Annotated in this window: 22 protein-coding genes; 7 read left to right on the forward strand and 15 right to left on the reverse strand. The window is 69.2% G+C overall.

The window, feature by feature from the left end; all coding sequences use genetic code 11:
• Window positions 1–9 precede the first annotated feature (9 nt).
• The 4 genes from ACFTWF_RS12655 to ACFTWF_RS12670 all read left to right on the forward strand — a co-directional run bounded on the left by ACFTWF_RS12655 (window position 10) and on the right by ACFTWF_RS12670 (window position 3,544).
• Window positions 10–771 (forward strand): crotonase/enoyl-CoA hydratase family protein, encoded by a 762-nt coding sequence (locus tag ACFTWF_RS12655; RefSeq protein WP_378461551.1) that lies wholly within the window; start codon window positions 10–12, stop codon window positions 769–771.
• Between the two features lie 47 nt (window positions 772–818).
• The gene (locus tag ACFTWF_RS12660; protein WP_378461552.1) at window positions 819–1,706 is read left to right on the forward strand and encodes a LysR family transcriptional regulator; all 888 of its coding nucleotides are present in this window, start codon (window positions 819–821) and stop codon (window positions 1,704–1,706) included.
• A 3-nt stretch (window positions 1,707–1,709) separates the two neighbouring features.
• Window positions 1,710–2,597 (forward strand): LysR family transcriptional regulator, encoded by an 888-nt coding sequence (locus ACFTWF_RS12665; protein WP_378461553.1) that lies wholly within the window; start codon window positions 1,710–1,712, stop codon window positions 2,595–2,597.
• Window positions 2,598–2,725: 128 nt separating this feature from the next.
• Window positions 2,726–3,544 (forward strand): enoyl-CoA hydratase/isomerase family protein, encoded by an 819-nt coding sequence (locus ACFTWF_RS12670; protein WP_378461554.1) that lies wholly within the window; start codon window positions 2,726–2,728, stop codon window positions 3,542–3,544.
• Between the two features lie 3 nt (window positions 3,545–3,547).
• Here the strand turns inward: ACFTWF_RS12670 and ACFTWF_RS12675 are convergent, their stop codons facing one another.
• The 6 genes from ACFTWF_RS12675 to ACFTWF_RS12700 form a co-directional block, all read right to left on the reverse strand.
• Window positions 3,548–4,180 (reverse strand): Dabb family protein, encoded by a 633-nt coding sequence (locus ACFTWF_RS12675; protein WP_378461555.1) that lies wholly within the window; start codon window positions 4,178–4,180, stop codon window positions 3,548–3,550.
• Window positions 4,173–4,526 (reverse strand): hypothetical protein, encoded by a 354-nt coding sequence (locus ACFTWF_RS12680; RefSeq protein WP_378461556.1) that lies wholly within the window; start codon window positions 4,524–4,526, stop codon window positions 4,173–4,175. The genes ACFTWF_RS12675 and ACFTWF_RS12680 overlap by 8 nt, the downstream gene beginning before the upstream one ends.
• An 84-nt stretch (window positions 4,527–4,610) precedes the next feature.
• On the reverse strand, window positions 4,611–6,260 hold the full coding sequence (locus ACFTWF_RS12685; RefSeq protein WP_378461557.1) for a class I adenylate-forming enzyme family protein: 1,650 nt from the start codon (window positions 6,258–6,260) through the stop codon (window positions 4,611–4,613).
• Between the two features lie 17 nt (window positions 6,261–6,277).
• Complete coding sequence (locus ACFTWF_RS12690; protein WP_378461558.1) at window positions 6,278–7,042, reverse strand: SDR family NAD(P)-dependent oxidoreductase; 765 nt, start codon at window positions 7,040–7,042, stop codon at window positions 6,278–6,280.
• A 34-nt stretch (window positions 7,043–7,076) separates the two neighbouring features.
• The gene (locus ACFTWF_RS12695; RefSeq protein WP_378461559.1) at window positions 7,077–8,210 is read right to left on the reverse strand and encodes a thiolase family protein; all 1,134 of its coding nucleotides are present in this window, start codon (window positions 8,208–8,210) and stop codon (window positions 7,077–7,079) included.
• Between the two features lie 86 nt (window positions 8,211–8,296).
• Complete coding sequence (locus ACFTWF_RS12700) at window positions 8,297–9,628, reverse strand: MFS transporter (RefSeq protein ID WP_378461560.1); 1,332 nt, start codon at window positions 9,626–9,628, stop codon at window positions 8,297–8,299.
• A 311-nt stretch (window positions 9,629–9,939) separates the two neighbouring features.
• On the opposite strand from ACFTWF_RS12700, the gene ACFTWF_RS12705 reads away from it, so the two are divergent.
• Both ACFTWF_RS12705 and ACFTWF_RS12710 read left to right on the forward strand, forming a co-directional pair.
• Entirely contained in the window at window positions 9,940–11,097 is a 1,158-nt protein-coding gene (locus ACFTWF_RS12705; RefSeq protein ID WP_378461561.1) for an acyl-CoA dehydrogenase family protein, read from the forward strand.
• A gap of 51 nt (window positions 11,098–11,148) precedes the next feature.
• The gene (locus tag ACFTWF_RS12710; protein WP_378461562.1) at window positions 11,149–11,913 is read left to right on the forward strand and encodes a trans-aconitate 2-methyltransferase; all 765 of its coding nucleotides are present in this window, start codon (window positions 11,149–11,151) and stop codon (window positions 11,911–11,913) included.
• Window positions 11,914–11,923: 10 nt separating this feature from the next.
• Here the strand turns inward: ACFTWF_RS12710 and ACFTWF_RS12715 are convergent, their stop codons facing one another.
• From ACFTWF_RS12715 to ACFTWF_RS12740, 6 genes are all read right to left on the reverse strand, one after another.
• The gene (locus ACFTWF_RS12715; protein WP_378461563.1) at window positions 11,924–12,865 is read right to left on the reverse strand and encodes a TAXI family TRAP transporter solute-binding subunit; all 942 of its coding nucleotides are present in this window, start codon (window positions 12,863–12,865) and stop codon (window positions 11,924–11,926) included.
• The gene (locus tag ACFTWF_RS12720; protein ID WP_378461564.1) at window positions 12,862–14,283 is read right to left on the reverse strand and encodes a sensor histidine kinase; all 1,422 of its coding nucleotides are present in this window, start codon (window positions 14,281–14,283) and stop codon (window positions 12,862–12,864) included. The genes ACFTWF_RS12715 and ACFTWF_RS12720 overlap by 4 nt, the downstream gene beginning before the upstream one ends.
• A 1-nt stretch (window position 14,284) precedes the next feature.
• The gene (locus tag ACFTWF_RS12725; RefSeq protein ID WP_378461565.1) at window positions 14,285–14,947 is read right to left on the reverse strand and encodes a response regulator transcription factor; all 663 of its coding nucleotides are present in this window, start codon (window positions 14,945–14,947) and stop codon (window positions 14,285–14,287) included.
• Window positions 14,948–14,961: 14 nt separating this feature from the next.
• Window positions 14,962–16,323 (reverse strand): MFS transporter, encoded by a 1,362-nt coding sequence (locus tag ACFTWF_RS12730; RefSeq protein WP_378461566.1) that lies wholly within the window; start codon window positions 16,321–16,323, stop codon window positions 14,962–14,964.
• Window positions 16,324–16,461: 138 nt separating this feature from the next.
• Entirely contained in the window at window positions 16,462–17,598 is a 1,137-nt protein-coding gene (locus ACFTWF_RS12735; protein WP_378461567.1) for a CaiB/BaiF CoA transferase family protein, read from the reverse strand.
• Window positions 17,595–18,767: an acyl-CoA dehydrogenase family protein gene (locus ACFTWF_RS12740; RefSeq protein ID WP_378461568.1), complete on the reverse strand. Its 1,173-nt coding sequence runs from the start codon at window positions 18,765–18,767 to the stop codon at window positions 17,595–17,597. Before ACFTWF_RS12740 ends, ACFTWF_RS12735 begins: the two co-directional genes overlap by 4 nt.
• 146 nt (window positions 18,768–18,913) lie before the next feature.
• On the opposite strand from ACFTWF_RS12740, the gene ACFTWF_RS12745 reads away from it, so the two are divergent.
• Entirely contained in the window at window positions 18,914–19,948 is a 1,035-nt protein-coding gene (locus ACFTWF_RS12745) for a LacI family DNA-binding transcriptional regulator (protein ID WP_378461569.1), read from the forward strand.
• Here the strand turns inward: ACFTWF_RS12745 and ACFTWF_RS12750 are convergent, their stop codons facing one another.
• The 3 genes from ACFTWF_RS12750 to ACFTWF_RS12760 form a co-directional block, all read right to left on the reverse strand.
• Window positions 19,949–21,472: an acyl-CoA synthetase gene (locus tag ACFTWF_RS12750; protein ID WP_378461570.1), complete on the reverse strand. Its 1,524-nt coding sequence runs from the start codon at window positions 21,470–21,472 to the stop codon at window positions 19,949–19,951.
• A gap of 44 nt (window positions 21,473–21,516) precedes the next feature.
• Window positions 21,517–22,125, reverse strand: a complete 609-nt coding sequence (locus ACFTWF_RS12755; protein WP_378461571.1) for a hypothetical protein — start codon at window positions 22,123–22,125, stop codon at window positions 21,517–21,519.
• 157 nt (window positions 22,126–22,282) lie between these two features.
• Window positions 22,283–23,065 carry an enoyl-CoA hydratase gene (locus ACFTWF_RS12760; RefSeq protein ID WP_378461572.1) on the reverse strand — a complete coding sequence of 261 codons (783 nt, stop codon included), beginning with the start codon at window positions 23,063–23,065 and terminating at the stop codon, window positions 22,283–22,285.
• Window positions 23,066–23,072 lie beyond the last annotated feature (7 nt).

Genomic DNA, 23,072 nt, shown 5'->3' on the forward strand with positions numbered 1-23,072 from the left:
AACACATCCATGAGCGTGGTTCTCACCGAATTCGCCGACGGCGTCGCCGTCATCACCCTGAACCGGCCGGAGGCGAAGAACGCCGTCGACCTCGAGGTCGCGAAGGCGCTCGCCGCCGCGATCGACGAATTCGAGGCGCGGCCCGACCTGACGATCGCGATCCTCACCGGGGCCGGAGGAACCTTCTGCGCGGGCATGGATCTCAAGGCGTTCACGCGCGGGGAACGGCCGTCGCTGCCCGGTCGCGGGTTCGGCGGACTCACCGAGGCGCCACCGACGAAGCCGCTCATCGCGGCAGTCGAGGGCTGGGCGCTCGCCGGAGGCTGCGAGTTGGCGCTGTCGGCCGACCTGATCGTGGCCGCCCGCGACGCCAAGTTCGGGATCCCCGAGGTCAAGCGGGGTCTCGCCGCCGCCGCGGGCGGGCTGCTGCGACTGCCGAAGGTGCTGCCGTATCCGATCGCGATGGAAATGGCGATCACCGGCGATCCCCTCACCGCCGAGGTCGCGCACGCACACGGACTCGTCAACCGGGTCACCGAGCCCGGACAGGCCCTGGCCACCGCCCGTGAACTGGCGGCACGGGTCGCCGCCAACGGTCCCCTCGCGGTGCGGGCCACCAAGCAGGTCGTCGCGATGTCCGCCGGCTACACCGATCCCGACGCGTTCGCCGCGCAGCGCCGTTTCCTCGATCCGGTGTTCGCCTCCGAGGACGCCCAGGAGGGTGCCCGCGCCTTCGCGGAGAAGCGCCCGCCGGTGTGGCGTGGCCGCTAGCGGCGTGATCGGCACAGCCCGCACCGCCGCTTCCGTACGATGACCGCGTGGACCTGCATCTCGTCACCTACTTCGTCGCGGTAGTCGATCACGGCGGGATCACCAGGGCCGCGCAGTCCCTCTACATCTCGCAACCGTCGCTGTCGCAGGCCATCCGCACCCTCGAACGGCGCCTCGGTGTCACCCTGTTCGACCGCACCGGGCGGCGTCTCGAACTGACCGAGGACGGCCGCACCCTCGACGTCGCGGCCCGGCGCATCCTCGCCGACGTCGAGCGCGCCAAGGCCAAGGTCGCCGCGGTACGCGAACTCACCTCCGGCCGTGTCGACGTCGTCACCTACTCGGCGTTCTCGATCGATCCGATCGTCGACCTGGTGCGACGGTTCCGCCGGGAATATCCGCACGTCACCGTGCGCGTCATCGACGGCGACGGCCCCACCGGCGTTCTCGGTGCGCTGCGCCGCGGCGAGGCCGAACTCGGAGTGATCGACCTGTCCGTCGACCACAGTGCCCTGCGGTCCGTTCCCATCGGCGACCAGGAACTGGTGCTCGCCCTGCCCGGCGACCTCGCCGAGTCCCTCCCCGATCCGGTGCCCCGGTCGGCCCTCCGCGACATTCCGCTGATCCAGGATCTCGGGGACAAGAGCGATGCCGCCCTGATCACGGATCTCGTGGGCGCCACCGCGAACGTGGTCATCGATTGCGCACACCCGAGTGCCGCATGGGAGTTGGTGATGCGGGGCGCCGGGGCCACCGTCCTGCCGCGACTGGTCGCCGAGCAACAGTTGCGCGGGGTCTCGATCCGGTCGCTGTCCCCGAAGCTGACCCGCCCGGTCGGGCTCGTCCAGCGGTCCGGCCCGGGATCGCCGGCTGCGGCGGCGTTCGTGTCGATCGCGCAGCAGGCCCGGACCGCCGGCACGCGAGTGAGGAACTGAGCGATGGAATTACGTCAGGTCGAGTACTTCCTCGCCGTCGTCGAGCACGAGGGCATCAACGGGGCCGCCGCATCGCTCGGCGTCGCGCAGCCCACCATCTCTCAGGCGCTGCGCGGACTCGAACGCGAACTCGGGGTGCAGTTGTTCCACCGCATCGGCAGGGGCATGGTGCTCAGCGCGGCCGGACGCAGCATGGTCGGGCCCAGCAGACAGATCCTGCGCGACGTCACCGCCGTCGAGGATCTCCTCGCCACGTCCGACGGTGCCCTCGCAGGCAGGCTGGACATCATGACGTTCCCGGCGCTGGCGCTCGGTCCCGTCGTGGACCTCGTCACCGAATTCCGCCGGGCCCACCCCAACGTGTCGGTGCGGTTGGGGGAACTGAAGGACGAGGCCCAGGCCGGGTCGCTGATCGAGGACGGTCACTGCGAATTCGTGGTGGCGCACTTCCCGCTCGACGACTCCGGCCTGGACGTCGTCGAACTCGGGGAGCAGGAGTACTGGCTCGTGTATCCGCCGGGCACCGATATGCCGGAGGGTCCGGTTCCGTTGTCTGCGTTGCCCGACATCCCGATGGTCTTCGTCCCGCGCGGTCACTCCGTGGCGGACGAGATCGAGGAGTCGATCCGTCGAGCCGGAGCACGCCCCCACCTCGCGGCGCTGTCCGAGCACCGTGAGGCGCGACTTCCCCTGGTACTGGCCGGGATCGGCGGCACCCTGCTGGAGAGGTCGGTCGCGGAGGCGGTGCGGGACCGCGCGGTGGTCCGCCCGGTGGAGCCGAAGGTGGCCCGCGCGTTCGGGATCGCGTTCGACCCGGACATGCTCTCGCCCGCCGGGCACGCGTTCATCGAACTCGTGCGGCGGACCATCGCGGCCCGCGTCGAGTCATAGGTTTCGCCTCATCCCGCATGTCCCATCACGACATTGCGGCCGAACGCCTCCGATGATCGACTGGTGGTGCGGCACGGCGTCGACCACTCCGGCGTCGCCGGGAACCGCGCCCACGTCTGGAGCCGCGTATGAGCATCGAATCCGTCACCCCGACCACAGCAACCGAATCCGACGTCCTGATCAGCCGGGACGGCGCGATCGCGACGATCACATTGAACCGGCCCGCACGCCGCAATGCCATGACCCTCGACGCCTGGATCGCGTTACGGGAGGCACTGGGCGAACTCGCCCTCGACGACGCCACCCGCGTCGTAGTCCTCACCGGCGCGGGCGGCGACTTCTGCAGCGGCGCGGACCTCGACAAGCGCGCACCGATGCACCCCCTGGACCGGATGCGTCAGATCAACGCGACGGCGGTGGCCGTCGCCGAGTTCCCCAAGCCGCTGATCGCGAAGGTCCGCGGCTACGCTGTGGGAGCCGGCTGGAACCTGGCGCTGCTGTGTGATCTGCTCATCGCCTCGCGTGACGCACAATTCAGCCAGATCTTCGCCAGGCGCGGGCTGTCGGTCGATTTCGGCGGCTCGTGGCTGCTGCCCCGGATGGTGGGACTGCACCGCGCGAAACGCTTGGTCATGCTGGCCGAGATGATCGACGCCGAGCAGGCGGACGCGCTGGGGCTGGTCGGCGAACTCGTCGATCCCGAAGAACTGGACGGCACGGTCGCCCGGCTCGCCGTCCGGCTCGCGGCATCACCGACCGTCGCGGTCATGCAGTCGGCGCGGCTGATCGAGGACGGCACGGCGTCGTCGTTGCGGGAGGCGCTCGAGAACGAGGCGCGGGCGCAGGCGATCAACTTCGCCACCGACGCACCGGCCGCGGTGCGCGCCTTCGTGGAGAAGCGTCCCCCCGCCTTCAGCGGTCAGTGGCAGGTGCCGCAACCGACGTAGGAGCTAGATGATCGCGCCGTCGATTGCACAGAAGCTGTGGCAGAGCCGGGTGACGATCCGCGGCCCGCGTTCGGGATCGAACCACCGATCGATGTGCGCCCAGTGATAGGGGTGTGTCATGTACGGCCCCGTCAGCCCGTCCAGGTCGGCGTATTCCTGCTCCCACACGTGGGTCCACCGCGCCGCACCGGACGATTCGTGCACCCGGCTCAGCTGCGACGTGCCGATGGTGTGGATGTAGTTCGGCATCGCCCGTGTCTCGGATTCGAATTGCTCCACCACCGCCGGGTCGGCCGCATCGTCGACCGAGACCAACAGTGTCCGGTAGATGGTCGGCTCGACAGTATCCCGGGCGGGTGCGGGCACGCCCGTGTAGCCGACGCTGTCGATGTGCCCGATCTCGGGCGTGCGCAGCTGTGCGGTGATCTCGGGTTCGGCGGCGCGCCACTGGGAGTCGTCGTCGAAGTGGAGATGCGCGATCACGTCCCCGCCGTTGATTCCCCCGGGCAGGGCCGGTGTCACGAGAACGCGCCGAGCCGTGGGATCAGCGGCGTCGTGTAGCCGGCCTGCCAATGCCGTAGCGGCGGAGGCCTCCACGCCGGGGGCGAGGTGAATCAGCGTGGTCACCTTATACATCGGTCACGGCCTCCACGTCCACGGACGAGCACGAGACGGTGCGTCGCCGGCTGGTGAGAAGCTCGTCGGCGTCGGCCCACCAGCGAAGCACGTCGGCATCGTGACGCGCGAGGAGGCTCTGCCGCCACCACTCGCGAGCACCCCGCACGGTCCAGCTGACGGTCACCGTGTTCGATCGGTCCTCCAGCCATACCGGCGGGGAGACGAGCACCCTGTCCAGCGTCAGCCCACGCGCGGTCGCGCCCGGCGCATAACACTCCAGGTAGGCGGCGAGAAATGCGCGGCCCCGGCCGGGTGCCACCACCATGTCGTCGACGATGTACACGAGCGGATCTGCCGATGTCATACGTGCTCCCTTCTCCCCCACCCAGAACGGTAGGGAGAGAAGGGAGCACGACACAGAGTGGCGTCCGCCCAGCGGGAGAAGGCGCTAGGTCACCGCGGTCGCGAGCTGCTCCCGCAGCTTCGTCTTGAGGATCTTCCCCGCCGCCGACGTCGGCAGCTGATCGACGACCACGACGTCACGGATCTTCTTGTACGGCAGCACCCGCTCGGCGACGAACGCGGACACCTCATCCCCGTCGATTTTCGTGCCGGGCGTCGGCACGACGAACGCCACCGGTTCCTGACCGACGCTGCCGGCCTGCCGGCCGACGACGGCGGCGGAGGACACGTCCGGGTGCGAGACCAGGATCTCCTCGAGCTCACGCGGATACACGTTGTAGCCCTTGTAGATCAGCATGTCCTTGGTGCGGTCGCAGATGAACAGGTACCCGTCCTCGTCGGCGTAGGCGATGTCGCCGGTGTCGAGCCAGCCGTCGACGTACTGCTGCGCCGTGATCTCGGGATGGTTCAGGTAGCCGTCCGTCACCTGCGGTCCGCGGACCCACAGCTTGCCGCGGGCACCGGCGTCCAGCACGGCACCGGAATCGTCCTGGGCGCGGATCTGCACCTCGGTGTCGAACACCGGCAGGCCCACGCTGCCGATCTTGTACGCGACGGCACCGGTCAGCGGCGCGGACGCCACCAGGCAGGTGCCCTCGGTCAGCCCGTACCCCTCGACGACGCTGGCCGACGGGAAAGCGCGGCCCAGCGCCTCCAGCGTGACGTGGTCGATCGGCGCCGCACCCGAGGACACCACCCGCACCGAATCGGTGTTCCGGGTCGCGGCGTCGGGATGGGTGGCGACGGCGTGCCACATCGCCGGGCTCCCGGTGATGTACGTGGCACGGTGCGTCTCGATCAGGTCCAGCATGCGGCCGGGCTCGAAACGTCCGGCGAACACCTGGGTCGCCCCGCACAGCAGCAGGAACGACAGGTTGATCAGGGCGTGGGCGTGGAACAAGGGCGAGACCACGACGGTGGCTCCGGTACCGGGCACGACACCGCGGTCCTCGAGACCGGCGATGGGCCGCAACTCGATTCCGCCGTCGGCGTCGGCGCGCACCTCGTGGCCTGCCCGCCAGGCGATCATCTGGGTCACGTTGGCGACGACGTTGCGGTGCAGCACCCGCACACCCTTCGACACCCCGGTGGTCCCGCCCGTATAGGCGAGGTGGGCGACGTCGTCGCCGGACACGTCCGGGGTGAAGGGCCCGGCGGCGTATCCGGCGACGAACTCGTCGAACCCGAACTGGCCGCGTCCCGCGCCTGCCGCGAGTCCGGCCACCACGACCGTACGGACGGTAGTGCCCTCCGCCGCCTCGACGAGGGTTTCCAGCTGCGCAGGTTGCGTGACGGCCGCGACCGCGGCCGTGTCCACGATCTGCGACCGCAGACCGGAGGCGGGTTGCAGCGGATTGACCAGGGTGACGGTCGCTCCGGCGCGCAGCGCGCCGTAGTAGGCCACGACGAATTCGACGCAATTGCCCAGGTGCAGGAGCACCACGTCGCGCTCGGTCACGCCCGCGTCCCGCAGCGCCGCGGCGAAGGCACCCGACCGCTCGTCGAGCTCGCGATAGGTGCACACCGTGTCGCCGTCGACCACCGCGGCCCGGTTTCCGTACAGGCGCGCCATGCCGGGCGGGAACGCCGCCAACGTCAGATCCGGGTAGTGCAGTGCCGGTGCAGGGTTGTTCACGTTCGGTCCTCTGTTCGTCAGCGAGGTGCCATGCGGATGGCACCGTCGAGGCGGATGGTCTCGCCGTTGAGGTAGCCGTTCTCGAGGATCTGGCAGGCCAGCTGCCCGAACTCGCTGGGCTTGCCCAGACGCGACGGATTGGGCACCGACTTCTCCAGCGACGCACGCACGTCGTCGCGGAGCCGGGCGAGAAGCGGGGTGTCCATGATCCCGGGCGCGATGGTGCACACCCGGATGTTGCGGCTGGCGAGGTCCCGGGCGGCGGTGACCGTCATGCCGACGATGCCCGCCTTGGACGCCGTGTAATTGATCTGCCCGATCTGGCCCTCGAACGCGGCGACGGACGCCGTGAGCACCACCGCACCACGCTCGCCGTCGACCTCGTCCAGCCGCGCCATCCGTTCCGCGCCGAGGCGCAGGGCGTTGAACGAGCCGACGAGGTTGAGCCGGATCACGAATTCGAAGTCGTCGACCGAGCCCGCCTTGCCGTCGGAGTCGAGGATGCGCATCCGGCGTCCGGCGCCGGCACAGTGCACGAGCCCGCGCAGCCCGCCGCGCTCGTCGGCGACGTCGAGTGCGGCCGCGAACTGCTCGGAATCGGTCACGTCGGCGGGCGCGAACTGGGCGGCGCTGCCCAGTTCCTTCGCCGCCGCCTGTCCGTCGGAGTTCGGCAGGTCGATGAGCGTGACCTGAGCGCCCGCGTCCACGAGGCGGCGTGCCGTCGCGAGCCCGAGCCCGGACGCGCCGCCGGTGACGGCCGTCGAGATTCCCTTGAGTTCCATCGTGCGGGTGTTCCCTTCGAAAGTTGTTGTCGGATCAGAGAAGTTCGAGAACGGTGGCGTTGGCGAGGCCGCCCGCCTCACACATGGTCTGCAGTCCGTACCGGATTCCGTTGTCCCGCATGTGGTGCACGAGGCGGGTCATGAGGATCGCGCCGGAACCGCCGAGCGGATGACCGACCGCGATGGCACCGCCGAGCGGGTTCATCCGATCGGTCGCGGCGCCGGTCTCCGCCTGCCAGGCGAGGGGGACGGGCGCGAACGCCTCGTTCACCTCGAACGCGCCGATGTCGTCGATCTTCAGCCCCGCCCGAGACAGCGCCTTCTCCGTCGCGGCGATCGGTCCGGTCAGCATCATGACCGGGTCGTCGCCGGCGACGGCGCAGGTGTGGATGCGGGCCATCGGAGTCAGTCCGAGTTGCGCGGCCTTCTCGCTCGTCGTGACGAGCAGCGCGCCTGCGCCGTCGGAGATCTGCGAGGAGTTCCCGGCGTGGATCACGCCGTCCTCCTTGAAGACGGTCTTCAGCTTGCCGAGCGACTCGAGCGAACCGCCGCGGCGGATCCCCTCGTCCCCGGCGAGGACGTCGGAGAGCGGGGCGAGTTGCCCGTCGAACGCACCGCGGTCCACGGCGTGCGCCGCGCGTTCGTGCGAGCGCAGCGAGTACTCGTCGAGCACCTGACGCGACAGGCCCCACTTCGCGGCCATCATCTCGGCGCCGGTGCCCTGACTGAATCCGTCGATGCCGTAGCGGTCGAGGACGGCCGCCGGAAAGTGCTCGCCGTTCTTACTGGCACTGCCCATCGGTACCCGGCTCATGGACTCGACACCACCGGCCACGACGACGTCCTCGTGGCCGGCGATGACGGTGGCGGCGGCGAAGCTCACCGCCTGCTGACTCGATCCGCACGCCCGGGTGAGAGTGGTGCCCGGCACCGTCTCGGGCCAGCCTGCGGCGAGTACGGCGGTGCGGGCGATGTTGCCCGCCTGCTCCCCCACCTGGCTGACACAACCCCACACGACGTCGCCGATCTGGTCCGGGGACAGTCCGGTGCGCGCGACGAGGGCCTCGAGGACGTGCGCCGACAGGTTGGCGGGGTGGATTCCGGAGAGGGAACCGCCTCGCCGCCCGATGGGCGTGCGGACGGCGTCGACGATCACTGCATCGCGCATGGTGGATTCCTTCGATCTGAGGGGGTGTGATTCGAATCAATCACGGGCGAGGGCGTCGGCACAACGACTTTCGGCCGATCACAGCGTTAGTTCGTGCCTATGGCCGCAGCGTCGCCCCGCACCAGTTTCTTGTCGCGCTCGGGGTTCGCGAGGAGCAGGGCTCCGACGGCGCATACGGCGGCGACGAGTCCGAGCGCCTGGAACGCGGTGGCGTAACCCTCGGCCGGCGAGGCGGCCGCGTCGACGATCAGACCGGTCGCGTAGGGGGCGACGAGGCCGCCGATCGCCATCACGGCGAGGAACACGCCCAGGGTGCCTGCGGTCTGCCGCGGCGGGCAGATCTCCGAGATCGCCGCATTGAGCAACGGGAAGACCGAGGCGGCGAAGCCGTAGCCGACGGAGACGACGAGGACGGCCACCGCGGGCGTGGTGATGGACGGAAGTGCCAGCAGGATCGCTCCGCAGATCAGCACCCCCACGGCGGGCACGATGACGCGCACGAGCCGGGACGTGGATCCGCGGGCGAGGAGGCGGTCGCCGATCACCGACGAGAGGAGCATCAGGACGAGTCCGGCGAGGCTCGGGAACGCGAACATCGAACCGGCCTGCAGCCTGCTGTACCCGAGGCCCACCTCGAAATACGAGGGCAGCCAGGTCAGCACGACGGCGACCAGCGCGTACACGCTCATCACGAGAAGTGCGCCGCTGATGAAGGTGCGGGTCCGGAAGATGCGTCCCCACGGCACCGCGGGTTCGACGATCTCACCGGCGGCGGGCGCGGTATCGCCGCCCTTGCCGCTGCGAATGTACGGGCCCTCGCTCCAGACCGTGAGCCAGACGACGCACCACAGCACGCCGATCACGGACAGCGCGACGAGCGCATAACGCCAGCCGTAGGTGACGGTGATGTAGGCGAGAACCGGGGCGACGGCGATCTTCGCGATCGACGCGGCTCCCGCGAGCAGGGCGCTCGGCAGTCCACGCTTGGCGGGTGCGTGCCACGAATAGGCCGCCGTGTGGAGCAGGGCGGAACTCGGCCCCTCGGCGAGCCCCAGCAGCAATCTGCTGACCAGCAGAACCGCGAAGCTCGCGACGACCACGAGCGGAAGTATCGCGACGGCCCAGGCGAGCGCCAGGACCATCAGCGACCACCGCAGCGGCATCCAGCGGTTGAGCGCGCCGGCGAAGAACCCGCCGACGGTGAAAGTCAGAAAGAAGAGGCTGCCGACCAGCCCGATCTGGGAGGCGTTCAGCCCCAGCTCGTGGGCCAGCGGTTGGGCGATGATGCCGAGAACCGCCTTGTCGGCGTAGTTGACGACGTAGAGCAGCACGAGGAGGCCGGTCAGGCCCCAGGCACGGCTGCGCGACTCGGATCCGATGGCGACGGTCCGGTCGAGGAGGGCAGAAGGTCGGGTCACGTGGTGATCCTTCGGAAGATGTGGTGGCGTGGGTCACAGTATCTGGGTTCATTCAACGGACGAGGGTGCCCCCGATCAATACGCACTCGGCGAAGGCACCGGCTACGTCTGCCTATGGGTCGCCGAGGTGCGGGTGCATTGGACTGCGCTATCCGACCGATAGCCCGAACACCCCTAGCCGACCCCCTGCGGATCGGGCATTCTCGACCTATGAGCCGCGTCGCCCGGACCCACCTGATGCGCGAGGCGCCGTTCCTCATCAGCAAAGGCGTACTGCCTAGCGACGCACTGTAATTCGAAGGAGAAAGATCGTGCAGCGTACGGTGTTCAACGAAGATCACGACGCGTTCCGGAAGACCATCCGCGACTTCATCGCGAAGGAGGTGGCCCCCGTTCACCACGAGTGGGAGGGTGACGGGCACCCACCGCGCGACTTCTACCGCCGCCTCGGTGAGCTCGGAGTGCTGGGCATCCAGGTGCCGGAGGAGTTCGGCGGCGGCGGCGAGAAGAGTTTCAAGTTCGCCGCGGTGGTCGGCGAGGAGACGGCGGCCGCCGGAGTCACGTTCGGCAGTTATTCCGTCCACACCAACCTGATTCTGCCGTACCTGCTCGAGTACGCGAACGACGAGCAGAAGCAGCGGTGGCTCCCGGGGTTCGCGTCCGGCGACATCATGTTCGCCATCGCGATGACCGAGCCGGGCACCGGTTCGGACCTCGCCAACATCGCGACGTCGGCGAAGCTGTCCGGGGACGGGTCGCATTACGTCCTCAACGGCGCGAAGACGTTCATCACCGGCGGGGCGCTCGCCGACCGGATCCTGGTGGTGTGCCGCACCGCGCCCAGCACCGACGAGGACCGCCGGGCCGGTCTGACCATCCTCGTCGTCGACACGACCGCCGAGGGTTTCGCGGTGGGTCGCAAGATCGAGAAGATCGGCCTGAAGGCGTCGGACACCGCCGAACTGTCCTTCACCGACGTGAAGGTGCCGGTCGCGGACCGCCTCGGCGACGAGGGGGCCGGGTTCAGCTACCTCACGCACAATCTCGCGCAGGAACGCCTCTCCATCGCGCTCGGCGGGTCGGCGACCGCGGCCGCGGCGCTGCAGCACGCGATCGCGTACGTCAAGGAGCGCAAGGTGTTCGGCAAGCCGGTCGCGGCGTTCCAGAACACCAAGTTCGTGCTCGCCGAATGCGCCACCGAGGTGGAGGCGATCCAGCTGATGGCGGACCGCGCACTCGAATTGCACGATGCCGGCGAACTGACGGTCGCGGACGCCGCGAAGGCCAAGCTGTTCTGCACCGAGGCCGCGGGCCGCGTCATCGACAAGTGCCTGCAATTGCACGGCGGGTACGGCTACATCCTCGAATACCCCATCGCCCGGTTGTACGCGGACACGCGCGTCTCCCGCATCTACGGCGGCACCAGCGAGGTCATGAAGACGATCATCGCGAAGGATCTCGGCCTCTGATCCGACAAACCAACAGTATGGGCGTACTGTTTGAAGGCGAGGAGGAGAAATATGTGGGATCCGGACAAGTACCTCGCCTTCGCGGACCATCGCGGGCGCCCGTTCTACGAGTTGCTGTCGCGGGTCGACGCGCGGTCACCGCGCCGCGTCGTCGACCTCGGCTGCGGCCCGGGAAACCTGACCGTCAGCCTCGCCGAACGATGGCCGGACGCCGTCCTCGAGGCTTCCGACAGCTCACCGGACATGGTCGCGGCCGCACGTGAACGCGGCCTCGACGCCGACCGGCAGGACGTGCGCGACTGGACGCCGAAGCCCGACACCGACGTCGTCGTCTCCAATGCCACGTTGCAATGGGTACCCGAGCACCGGGAGTTGTTGCGTCGCTGGCCGACTCAACTGACGTCCGGGGCATGGATCGCAGTGCAGGTTCCCGGCAACTTCGACGCGCCGTCGCACGCGGTCGTCCGGGACCTCGCCGGCAGCGAACGCTGGTCCCGGTCGCTGCCGGACCTGCCGTTCCGTGAGGGCGCGGTCGTCGACGATCCCGCCACGTACGCGGGACTGCTCGCCGACGCCGGGTGCGCAGTCGACGCGTGGGAGACCACGTACGTCCAGCAACTGACCGGCGAGAATCCGGTGCTGGAATGGATCACCGGAACAGCGCTCCGCCCCGTCAAGGACGCACTCTCGGCGCAGGACTGGGACCGGTTCCGCACGGAACTCGTCCCGCTCCTCGACGAGGCGTATCCCCGGCGATCGGACGGGACCACGTTCTTCCCGTTCCGGCGCATCTTCGTCGTCGCCCAGGTGCAGTGATCCAACCGGCTCAGCCGTGATGCCTGCGGTACGCCGCGGCTGCCCCGGGATGCAGCGGCACTCCGGCGGTGACGATCAGCGACTGCCGGTCCAGGAACTGACTGCCCGTCGCCTGGGCCGGCACCAGTTCGGCCGCACGGTCGATGAGCACCTCGACGATGGCGCCGGCTGCGCTGTCGGAGACGCCCGGGTCGGCGAGCAGCAGATTGGCGAGACCGATCGTCGCGATCGACGTCTGCTGTCCGTACGTGCCGGGCGGAATCCGCACCGGCTCGTAGCGCGGGCCGAACCGCACCCGCAGCAGTTCCAGTTCGGCGGACAGGTCGAGTAGCCGCAGCGGGATCCCGAGATTCGCGAACGACGGCGTAGGCACCCCGCCTGCCCACAGAACCGCGTCGACGGTGCCGTCGCGCAGCGCCTCACCCGCATCGATCATCGACAGGTGCAGTCGCGTCACGTCCCCGGTGCCCGCCAGACCCAGCACCTCGAGGATCCGCTCGCCCGTCAGTTCCGCACCGGAGCCGTTGGCACCCAGACTGATTCGCGTTCCGCGCAGCTGCGAGGTGTCCACGATCCCGGAGTCGGCGCGCACCGCGAGCTGCATGTAGTTCTCGTACACCTTGCCGATGGCGGTGAACCCGGCGCCGGCCTCCCGCGCCGACACGGCCGCATCCGCGAGGCTCAGGGCCAGTTCGGCGTCCCCGGACGCCAGCGCCGCCAGATTGTCCATCGACCCCGCGGTCCGCAGGGGAACGACGGTCACCGGCACCGCGGCACGGTCCGCGGCCTCGGCCGTCAACTGCGCGAACTCCCAGAAGAACCCGCCCTCCTCCCCCGCGGCGAGTCGGAGCGGAGCGCTGCCGCTGTCCGAGCATGCGGTGAGAACCGCGCCCGTGACGGCGGTCGCGCCCGCTGCCAGGGTGCCGCGCAGCAGTGCACGTCGCGTGATCACGACGTCACCGCCGGAAGTGTCAGCGTCACCCGGAGCCCGTGTGGCTGCTCCGCCGCGACCGTCAGCGTTCCACCGCCGGCCTCGACCAGTGCGGTCGCGATCGACAGTCCGAGCCCGGTGCCCTGCTGCCCCGCCCCGGACCCGCGGAAGAACCGCGAAGACAGTCGGCCGACCTCGTCCTCGCGCACCCCCGCCCCGTCGTCGCTGACCCGGATCTCGATTCCCGAAGCGGACTTTCCGGTGTCGATCCGGACCGTCGCCCCTCGGCCGGCATAGGCGTGCGCGTTGCTGAGCAGTACGTCGAGGACCTGCGACAGGTGACTGGGCCGGAAGTCGGCGACCAGCGGTTCGCCGGGTTGCCCGAGCACGAGGTTCATCGCCGACTCTCCGAGAGCCTCCGTCCAGGCGTCGGCCCGGTCCGCTACGACGGCACCGACGTCGCACCCGCCGTGCGCGGACTCGTCCTCGGTGGCGTCGGATTCGGCCGGTGATTCGGCGACGGCCAGCGCCAGCAGTCCGTCGAGGATCCCGCCGAGCCGATCGACCTCCATCCCCGTCCGCCGGTAGGTCTCGGCCCCGGACTCGTCGACGTGCGGTCCGAGGGAATCCAGCCGAATGTGCAGGGCGGCCAATGGGTTCCGGAGCTGGTGGGCGGTATCGGCGATCAGCTGGCGCTGGGCCTGACCGGACGCCCGCACGGCGTTCGACATCACATCGAACGCCTTCGCCAGTTCCTGAACCTCGGGCGGCCCGCTGTACCGGCCGGACGGCCGCCCCGCGGTGCGGCGCGCCCGCGGTCGGGGTGACGGGACGGCGTCGGTGAGCGCGCCGACCCGGGCGGTGAGCGCGCCGAGGGGGCGAACCGTCCACCGGGACAGGGCAATCGCGACAGCGGTCACCGCTGCCAGCGCCCCGAGCGCGCCCGCGGCGATCACCAGCCACGACGTCCGGATCGACTCGCGCGCGGCGCGGGTGGACACGTTCATGACGACGGCGCCGTCCACCTGCGCCCCGGTGCCGACGGGCACCGCCGACAGAACGCGGTCCGCCGACCACGGCGTCAGCGAACCGCTGATCCCCTGCTTCTGGTTGCGCAGCCCGGCAGTGATCGCCGAGGCCACGCCGGGGTCGTCCGGCGACAGTCCCGCCCCCGCCCGGAGATTGCCCCTGGCGTCGACGATGAGCACGCCCTCGCCGTACAACTCGTGGTAGCGGGCCACCTCCTCCCGCAGCAGCGTGGCACTCCCGGGGGCCTGCGACTGTCCGGCGAGGCTCGCGAAATGCGTCGCGTCGGCCTCCCGGCTCAGCCGCAGAGCCTGGGTTCGCCCCGCACCGGTCGCCAGGGCCAGCGGAACGGCGAACGCCACCACCGCAACGGCCGCGAACACCAGCAGAACGGCGAGCACCCGGCGGCGCACGTCACGTGCCCCAGCGGTAGCCGTACCCGCGGATGGTCGAGATGAGCCCGGGTCGGCCCAGTTTCGCCCGCAGACCGGTCATGTGCACGTCGAGGGTGCGCGAGATCGCCACGTACGCATCCCCCCACACGGCGTCCATCAACTGCTGCCGGCTCACGGCGGCGCCGGGACGGGTGACGAGCACCTCGAGAAGCTCGAACTCCTTGGCCGTCAACGCAACCGGCGCTCCCGCGACCTCGACCTCACGCGCATCCAGATCCACCACCACGTCACCCTCGGTGACCTTCTTCTCCGCAGCCGACGGTCCGGCCGCCCGGCGCCGCTGGGTCACCACGTCGAGCCGGGCCAGCAGTTCCGCGAGCCGCGCCGGTTTGACGAGGTAGTCGTCCGCCCCGCCGCGCAGCCCCCGCACCACCGACCGCTCGTCGTCGCGGGCCGTGAGGATCACCACCGGAACGTCGCTGACGACCCGCAGCTGCCGGAGCACCTGCAGGCCGTCCGCGTCGGGGAGACCCAGGTCGAGGATCACCGCGTCCATAGCGCGATGGCCGAGAAGGAGATCGGAGCCGCGGCGCATGCGCACCGCCTCGTGGCCGTGGGTTCCAAGCGCCTCCACGAGTGCGTCGCCGACCCCGTCGTCGTCCTCGACCACCGCGATCTGCACTTCGGTCCCTTCGATCAGCTCCGCGAGTCGACCAGCTCGACGTCGTCGTCCGGGGTGCCCTCCCGGCCGGCGGTCCGGTCGAGCGGCGAACCGTCCGACGTCTCCCGCATGAAGACGTAGACGACGAGCGAGAGGGCGATGCACCCGGTCACGTAGTAGAAGAATAGCGATTCGTGGCCGGCCCGCTTCAGGGCCAGGGCGACGGTCTCGACCGTTCCGCCGAAGATCGCCAGCGTGAGGGCGTACGGCAGACCGACCCCTAGCGCCCGGACCTTCGTCGGGAACAATTCGGTCTTCACGATCGCGTTCACCGACGTGTATCCGGTGACCACGACCAGACCCAGCATCATCAGCGCGAACGCGATCAGGGGGTTCGTCGTCTTGCCGAGCACCGTCATCAACGGCACGGTCAGGACGGTTCCGCCCACACCGAAGAAGATCAGCAACTTGCGGCGGCCGATGCGGTCGGACAGTGCGCCGCCGATCGGCTGCAACACGATGAACACCAGCAGCGCCGCGAAGTTGATCCACGCCACCGTGTCCTTGGAGATGCCGGAGGTGTTGATCATGTACTTCTGCATGTACGTGGTGTACGTGTAGAACGCCACGCACCCGCCCAGCGTCAGGGCGCAGACCAGCAGGCACTCACGCGGGTACTGCAGCAGCATCCGGAGCGAACCTTCCTTCGGCCCCGCGGTGTCTGCGTCACGCTTCGCCTCGACCTCGTCGGTGAACGCCTCCGACTCGTCCATCGTGCGGCGCAGCCACATCACCGCGACGGCACCGGCGGCGCCGATCAGGAACGGGATCCGCCAGCCCCACGACTGCATGGCCTCCGCGGGCAGCGTCAGCTGCAGGACGATCTGCACACCCAGCGCGATCAGCTGCCCGGCGACGAGCGTGACGTACTGGAAGCTCGAGTAGAACCCGCGCCGTCCGGGCGAGGCGACCTCCGCCAGGTAGGTGGCGCTGGTGGCGTACTCGCCGCCGACCGACAGTCCCTGCAGCATCCGGGCGATCACCAGCAGCACCGGTGCCACGATCCCGATACTCGCGTAGGACGGAGTGACCGCGATGACGAGCGAACCCGCCGCCATCACGGTCACCGACAGGGTGAGCGCCGACCGGCGACCGCGGCGGTCGGCGTACCGGCCCATGATCCAGCCGCCGATCGGCCGCATGAGGAAACCGACCGCGAACACGGCCGCCGTGGAAAGCAGCTGCGCGGTGGTGTCACCCTCGGGGAAGAACTCCTTCGCGAAATACACGCTGAACGCCGCGTAGACGTACCAGTCGTACCATTCGATCAGGTTGCCGACCGAACCCTTCAAAACATTGCCGATGACTCGGCGCTCACCCGTCGATGTGGTGCTCACGCGGGACTCCTCTCGATGCCCTGGATCTCTGTGTTTCCACCACAGTGGGTCAGGTCACATCGATTCGGAAGGGGTCCGGCAGCTTCCTAACACTCCCTTAGGAAAGAGCCCCCGTGAGTACTTGTTAACCGCGGGCGGTTAACAAGTACTCACGGCTGGGGTGTCCTCGCCCAGCCGCGGCGGGGCGCTGCGATAGGTCGCCGGGGTCGCGCTGAGCCGGATCGGGTTCGCCACCTGCCGCACCGGCCGGTCGCGGCGGGGATCGTCGATCTCGACCACCGGAGTCAGCCCGAGCCGCTCCGCCAGCGCCACCGCGTCGGCGATGTCGTTGAGCGGACCGCACGGGACGCCCTGCGCGGTCAGCTTCTCGAACCACACGTCCGCGGAGTCCGCGGACAGTGCGTCGGTGATGTCCCGGACCAGTTGCTCGCGGTGCGCCACCCGTTGGGTGTTGGTCACGTACCGCTCGTCGCCGGCGAGTTCCGGCACACCGAGAACCTCGACGAGAGAGGCGAACTGACGGTTGTTCCCGACCGCCAGGACCAGCGCGCGGTCGCCGGTCCGGAACACCTCGTACGGTGCGATGCTCGGGTGCCGGTTGCCCATCGCCTGCGGGACGACGCCGGCGCCCACGTACCCCGACGTCTGGTTCGCGAGGGCGGACAGCAGCGACGACAGCAGGTTCACCTCGACGCGCTGCCCCTCCCCGCTGCGGTCGCGGTGCCGCAGTGCCGCCAGGATCCCGACCGCGGCGTGCAGTCCGGTGATGATGTCGACGACGGCGACCCCGACCTTCGTGGGCACACCGGGTTCGGGGCCGGTGATGCTCATCAACCCGCCGACGGCCTGGATCAGCAGGTCGTATCCGGGCATGTTGTTCTCGCCGCCGAACCCCGTCACGGAGCAGTAGACGACGTCGGGATTGATATCCCGAACGGTGTCGTAGCCGAGCCCGAGCCGGTCCATCGTGCCGGGCAGGAAGTTCTCCACCACCACGTCCGCGCGGGCGACGAGTTCGCGTGCCTGTTCCAGGTCGGCGGGGTCGCGCAGGTCCCACGCGAACGACCGCTTGTTGCGGTTGACGGACTGGAAGTAGGTCGATTCGTCGCCCACCCACGGCGGGCCCCACTGCCTCGTGTCGTCTCCGACGCCGGCCCGTTCGATCTTCACGACCTCCGCGCCGAGATCGGCGAGCAGCATCGTGGCGTACGGTCCGGCGAGCACCCGTCCGAAATCGGCGATCAGCAGACCACCCAGGGCGCTCCCCTGGCTCACCGGAATGCCGCCTCGCCCGTCAGCGCCTTGCCGATCACGAGCTGGTGCACCTCGGACGTGCCCTCGTAGGTGAGCACCGACTCGAGGTTGTTGGCGTGCCGGATCACGGGGTATTCCAACGTGATTCCGTTGGCGCCGAGGATGGTGCGGCACTCCCGGGCGATGGCGATGGCCTCGCGGACGTTGTTCAGCTTGCCCGTGCTGACCTGCTCGGAGCGCGCCTCGCCGCGATCCTTGAGACGCCCGAGGTGGTAGGCGAGCAGGTGGCCCTTGCCGACCTCGAGCGCCATGTCGGCGATCTTCACCTGGGTGATCTGGTAGGCGGCGAGCGACTTGTCGAACACCTGCCGGTCCTGCGCGTACGAGATGGCGGACTCGAGGCAGTCGCGAGCGGCGCCCATCGCGCCGAAGATGATGCCGAACCGGGCCTCGTTGAGGCAGCCCAGCGGACCGGACAGCCCCTTGGCCTCCGGCAGCATCGCCGAGGCGGGCAGCCGGACGTCCTCGAACACGAGTTCCGAGGTGACGGACGCCCGCAGCGACATCTTGTGCTTGATCTCGGGTGCCGAGAATCCGGGAGTGTCGGTGGGCACGACGAAACCGCGGATCCCGTCGTCGGTGCGCGCCCACACGACGGCGACGTCGGCGACGGACCCGTTGGTGATCCACATCTTCGTGCCGTTGAGGATCCAGTCGTCACCGTCCCGCTTGGCGTTGGTGCGCATGCCGGCGGGGTTGGAGCCGAAGTCGGGTTCGGTGAGGCCGAAGCAGCCGATCGCCTTGCCCGCGGCCATGCGGGGCAGCCATTCCTGCTTCTGGTCCTCGCTGCCGTAGTGATGGATCGCGAACATCGCCAGCGAGCCCTGGACGGACACGAGGCTGCGGATACCGGAGTCGACGGCCTCGAGTTCCAGGCAGGCAAGGCCGTAGGCGGTGGCGCTCATGCCGGCGCAGCCGTATCCCTCGAGGTGCATGCCGAGCACGCCGAGTTCGCCGAGCCCTTCCGCCAGCTCACGCACGGGCAGCGCCGCCGCTTCGAACCATTCGCCGATGTGCGGCCGGATCTTCTCGTCCGCGAATCGGCGCACGGTGTCGCGGATCGCGATCTCCTCGGTGTCGAGCAGCGAGTCGAGGGCGAACAGCTGGGACAGGGACTGCGGGTCGGACATTGTTCCTCCACGGGGCCGGTGGGGCTGGTGTGCAAACGTTCGCGAGAACGATTGCACGAACGATTTCGTCCCGTAGACTAAGGCGCATTCCGACGGGCGTCAACCACAGCCCGCCGGCTACCCGTCCCCGAGCGCGAGGATTGCCCGTGAACCTGCCGGACCGCCCGACACGCACCTCCGGGCGTCCGCCGACCCTCCGCGAAATCGCCGAGCGTGCCGGCGTCCACGTGTCGACGGCGTCCCGGGTTCTCCGCCAGCCCGAACCCGCCGACGGCTGGTCCGAGGCCGCGCTGCGGGTGCGCGAGGTCGCGGTGGAACTCGGCTACCAGCCCAACCTGTGGGCGGCGAGCCTGCGGACCCGCAAGACCACCACCCTCGGCGTCGTCATGCCGCGACTCACCGACGGCGTGGTCGCGACGATGTTCCAGGGCATCGAGGAGACGGCCACGCAGGCCGGCTACTCGGTGCTGCTGTCGAGCCCACCCGACGACCTCGACGCGCAGCGCCGCGCCATCGAATTCCTCGTCAGCAGGCAGGTGGACGGACTGCTGCTCAGCAGCCTGCACAGCCCCGGACGCGAGTTCGTCGACTCGCTGTCGGTGGGCGCCCTGCCGATGCTGCAACTCAACCGACACGCCGACGTCGGCCTGCCGTTCGTCTCCGGCGACGACCACCGGGGCGGCTACCTCGCCGGCCGCCACCTCCTCGACCGCGGCTTCACCGAGATCGCCGCCATCGCGGGCCCCGAGCACGCGAGCACCTCCCGCGACCGCCTCGCCGGGTTCCGCGACGCACTGGCCGAGAACGGCATCGAACTCCGGCCCGATCGCGTCGTCCGCTCCGACTTCGACGTGTCCGGCGGTGTCGCCGCGGCCACCGTTCTCCTGGAACCGGATTCGCGCCCCGAGGCGATCTTCACCGTCAGCGACACCATCGCCATCGGGGTACTCGGCGTCGCCCGCGACCTCGGACTGCGGATCCCCGACGACCTCGCGCTCATCGGGTACAACGACATCCCGGTGGTCGCCCAGCTGCCGGTGCCGCTGACCACGGTCCGGTCACCCGCGCGCCTGATCGGCGCGACGGGTGTGCGTCATCTCCTGTCGCTCATCGCGGGCAACGACGTCGAATCTGTGAAGCTTCCCGTCGAATTGGTCGAGCGGGCATCGACACGGAAGTGATCAGAGCTTCGCCCGCAGTTCCCGTTTGAGCAGCTTCCCGCTCTGGTTGCGGGGCAACTCGTCGACGAACACCACCTGCTTGGGCACCTTGAACGGAGCGATGCGCTCCTTGACGTGGGCGATGAGCCCGTCCGGGGTCACACCGGACGCGCTGTCCCGCAACACCACCACCGCGGTGATCGCCTCGATCCACTTCTCGTCCGGCGTCCCGACGACGGCCACCTCGGCGACGTCCGGATGCGTGTAGACGGCGTCCTCGACCTCCCGCGACGCCACCAGGATGCCGCCGGTGTTGATGACGTCCTTGATGCGGTCGACGACGGTGATGTACCCCTCCGGGTCCCGCGTCACCAGGTCGCCCGAGTGGAACCAGCCGTCGCGGAACGCTTCCGCGGTGGCGTCGGGGTTGTCCCAGTACCCCTGGCACAGTTGCGGCGACCGATACAGCACCTCACCCGGGCTGCCGTCCGGAACGTCGTTGCCGTCCGGATCCACCACCCGCGTCTCGACGAAGAATACCGCCTTGCCACACGACGACGGCCGCTCCGCGTGCTCCGCGGGCTGCAGCACCGTGGCGAGCGGACCGATCTCGGATTGTCCGAAACAGTTGTAGAAGCCGAGGTCCGGGTAGCGATCGCGGAGCCGGTTCAGCACCGTCACCGGCATGATCGACGCGCCGTACTGTGCCTTCTTCAACGACGACAGGTCGCGGGTCTCGAGATCCGGGTGTCCGGCGAGCGGCACCCACACCGTCGGCGCCAGGAACAGCGAGCCGATGCGATCGGCCTCGATGCGCCGCAGGATCTCCGGGATGTCCGGTGTCTGCATGAGATTCACCGTGGCGCCCACCGACAGATACGGCATCATGAAGACGTGCATGCCCGCCGAGTGGTAGAGCGGCATGCAGATCAGCGGATTGTCGTCCGCGTTCAGCGCGAGGGCGATCACGGAAGACACGTACTCGTGCACGAGTCCGCCGTGGGTCATCATGGCGCCCTTCGGCTTCGACGTCGTCCCCGACGTGTACAGCAACTGCGCCAGATCGGTGGACGCGACCGGCACGGCGAGCACGGGCACGGCGCCGGAGCCGCTGTGGGCGAGCAGTGAGTCCTCGGCGTCGCGCAGGGGCACCACGTGACGGAGGTCCAGCGCGTCCCGGACCGAGTCGAGGGTGCCCCTCAGCGCCGGGTCGACCAGCACGGCGGCGCTTCCGGACTGCGACACCAGATAGGTCAGCTCCTCGCCCTTCAGCGCATAGTTGACCGGGACGTGTACGAGACCCGCACGCGCGCACGCCAGGAACCCGATCGTGTACGCGTCCGAGTTGGTGCCGTACGCGGCGACGCGCTCACCGGCGGACAGGCCGAGCGACTGCAGGTACGCGGCGGCCCGGCTGACCGCGTCGTCGAGTTCGCGGTACGTCCACGTGCGGTCCTCGAAGGACAGCGCCCTGCGGTCGGGGAACTTGGCAGCCGAGCGCCGCAGCACTCCGTCGACGGTGTCGGTACGCGCATCCAAACTCATGCGGGAAGGTTATAGGACGTCCAACTATTCCGCCAGAGTTTTCGTTACCGTCCGGCCGCCACCAACATCGGCGAATGCATGTCGTAGTACGTCACCTCGTCGGTCAGCCGGCCCTCCTCCTCGAACAACGACCTCAAGTCGTCCGATATCTCCAACTTCTCGTGAGAACGGGCCTCCGCCTCGGACGTGAAGTACACCGCCTCGACGTACCCGCCGTCACCGTAGGTGCACAGCGTTCCACCGAGGATCTCCGGTCGCAGCTCGTGCACCCGGTCGGCGGACTCGTCCAGTAGCTCCCGCATCCGGTGGGCGTCGGTTGTGTGACCCTCCATGACCTGCACGAACGTCGCGTCGTCCGAACCGCCACCCATCCACTCGCTCACCTCGGGGCAGTCCATGAAGGACACTGGACCCTCGAAGCACCGCTCGGTCTCCGCCCACCAGGCGCCCTGCTCGGGGCGCTCGCTGTTGCGCCGCGCCGCCTCGGCGGATTCGAATCGTGCCAGCGCGATGAACGTTCCGTCGTCGCACAGTCCCTGGGTGCATCCGAGGAAGCCCGTCGCCCCCGGACGCAGGTCCTCGGTCCAGCGGTCCATACACCGGACGAGGCCGGCCTCGTCCGACACCTTTCCTTGAATGATCTGGATGAACATCGATGTCACCTCCCGCGGGACGGTCGCCCCGCAGTGAGAACGAACTCGGTGACCGACCCGTCGCGGTCCACCGTCAGCGGGCACCGACGGCCCGCGGCCGCAGCCACTGCACACTTGATTTTTCGCCGGTCCGCGAGGCCGCGCAATGCAGACCGAGCTATTTTCCCTGCCACTGCGGTGTGCGCTTGTCGACGAAGGCCTGCATGCCTTCCTGGGCGTCGCAGGTGACGGCGTTGGTGGCCATCGTCTCCGCCATCGCCGCGTACGCCTCGTCCTGTGGAAGGTCGATCTGGCGGTAGAAGGCCTGCTTGCCGATCTTCACGGTGAGCGGGCTGGCCTTCGTGATCTTCGCGGCAAGAGCCCGCGTCTGCGCGTCGAGTTCCTCGGGGGCGACGACCAGATTCACCAGCCCCCAGTCCGCGGCGGTCTCCGCATTGATCGTCTCGCCCGTCAGCAGCATCTGCAGGGCGCGCTTACGTCCGATCGCGCGACTGAGAGCCACCATCGGGGTGGAGCAGAACAGGCCGATCTTCACCCCCGGCGTCCCGAACACGGCGTTCGACGACGCCACGACGAGGTCGCACGATGCCGCCAGCTGACAGCCCGCCGCCACGGCCGCGCCCTGGACGGACGCGATGACCGGTTGGGGAATGTCCTGCACGGTCTGCATCATCTCGACGCACGTGTCGAAGATCGCCTGCTCGTCTTCCAACGTGCGGCCGATCATCTCGTTCAGGTCGTGGCCCGCGGAGAAGACCGGTCCTGCAGCCCTGATGACGACGACGCGGGTGGTGTCGTCGTCGCCCAGCTTCCGAAGTGCCGCGGTGACGTCCCGCATGGCCTCGGACGACAGCGGATTGCGCTGTGCGGGGCGGTTCAGGGTGAGGAACGCGACGCCGGTGTCCGGCTCGACAGTGGTCTCGACGAAGTTCTCGGTCATGACTACT

Source organism: Rhodococcus sp. NPDC056960 (assembly GCF_042674125.1).
GTDB lineage: Bacteria > Actinomycetota > Actinomycetes > Mycobacteriales > Mycobacteriaceae > Rhodococcus_F.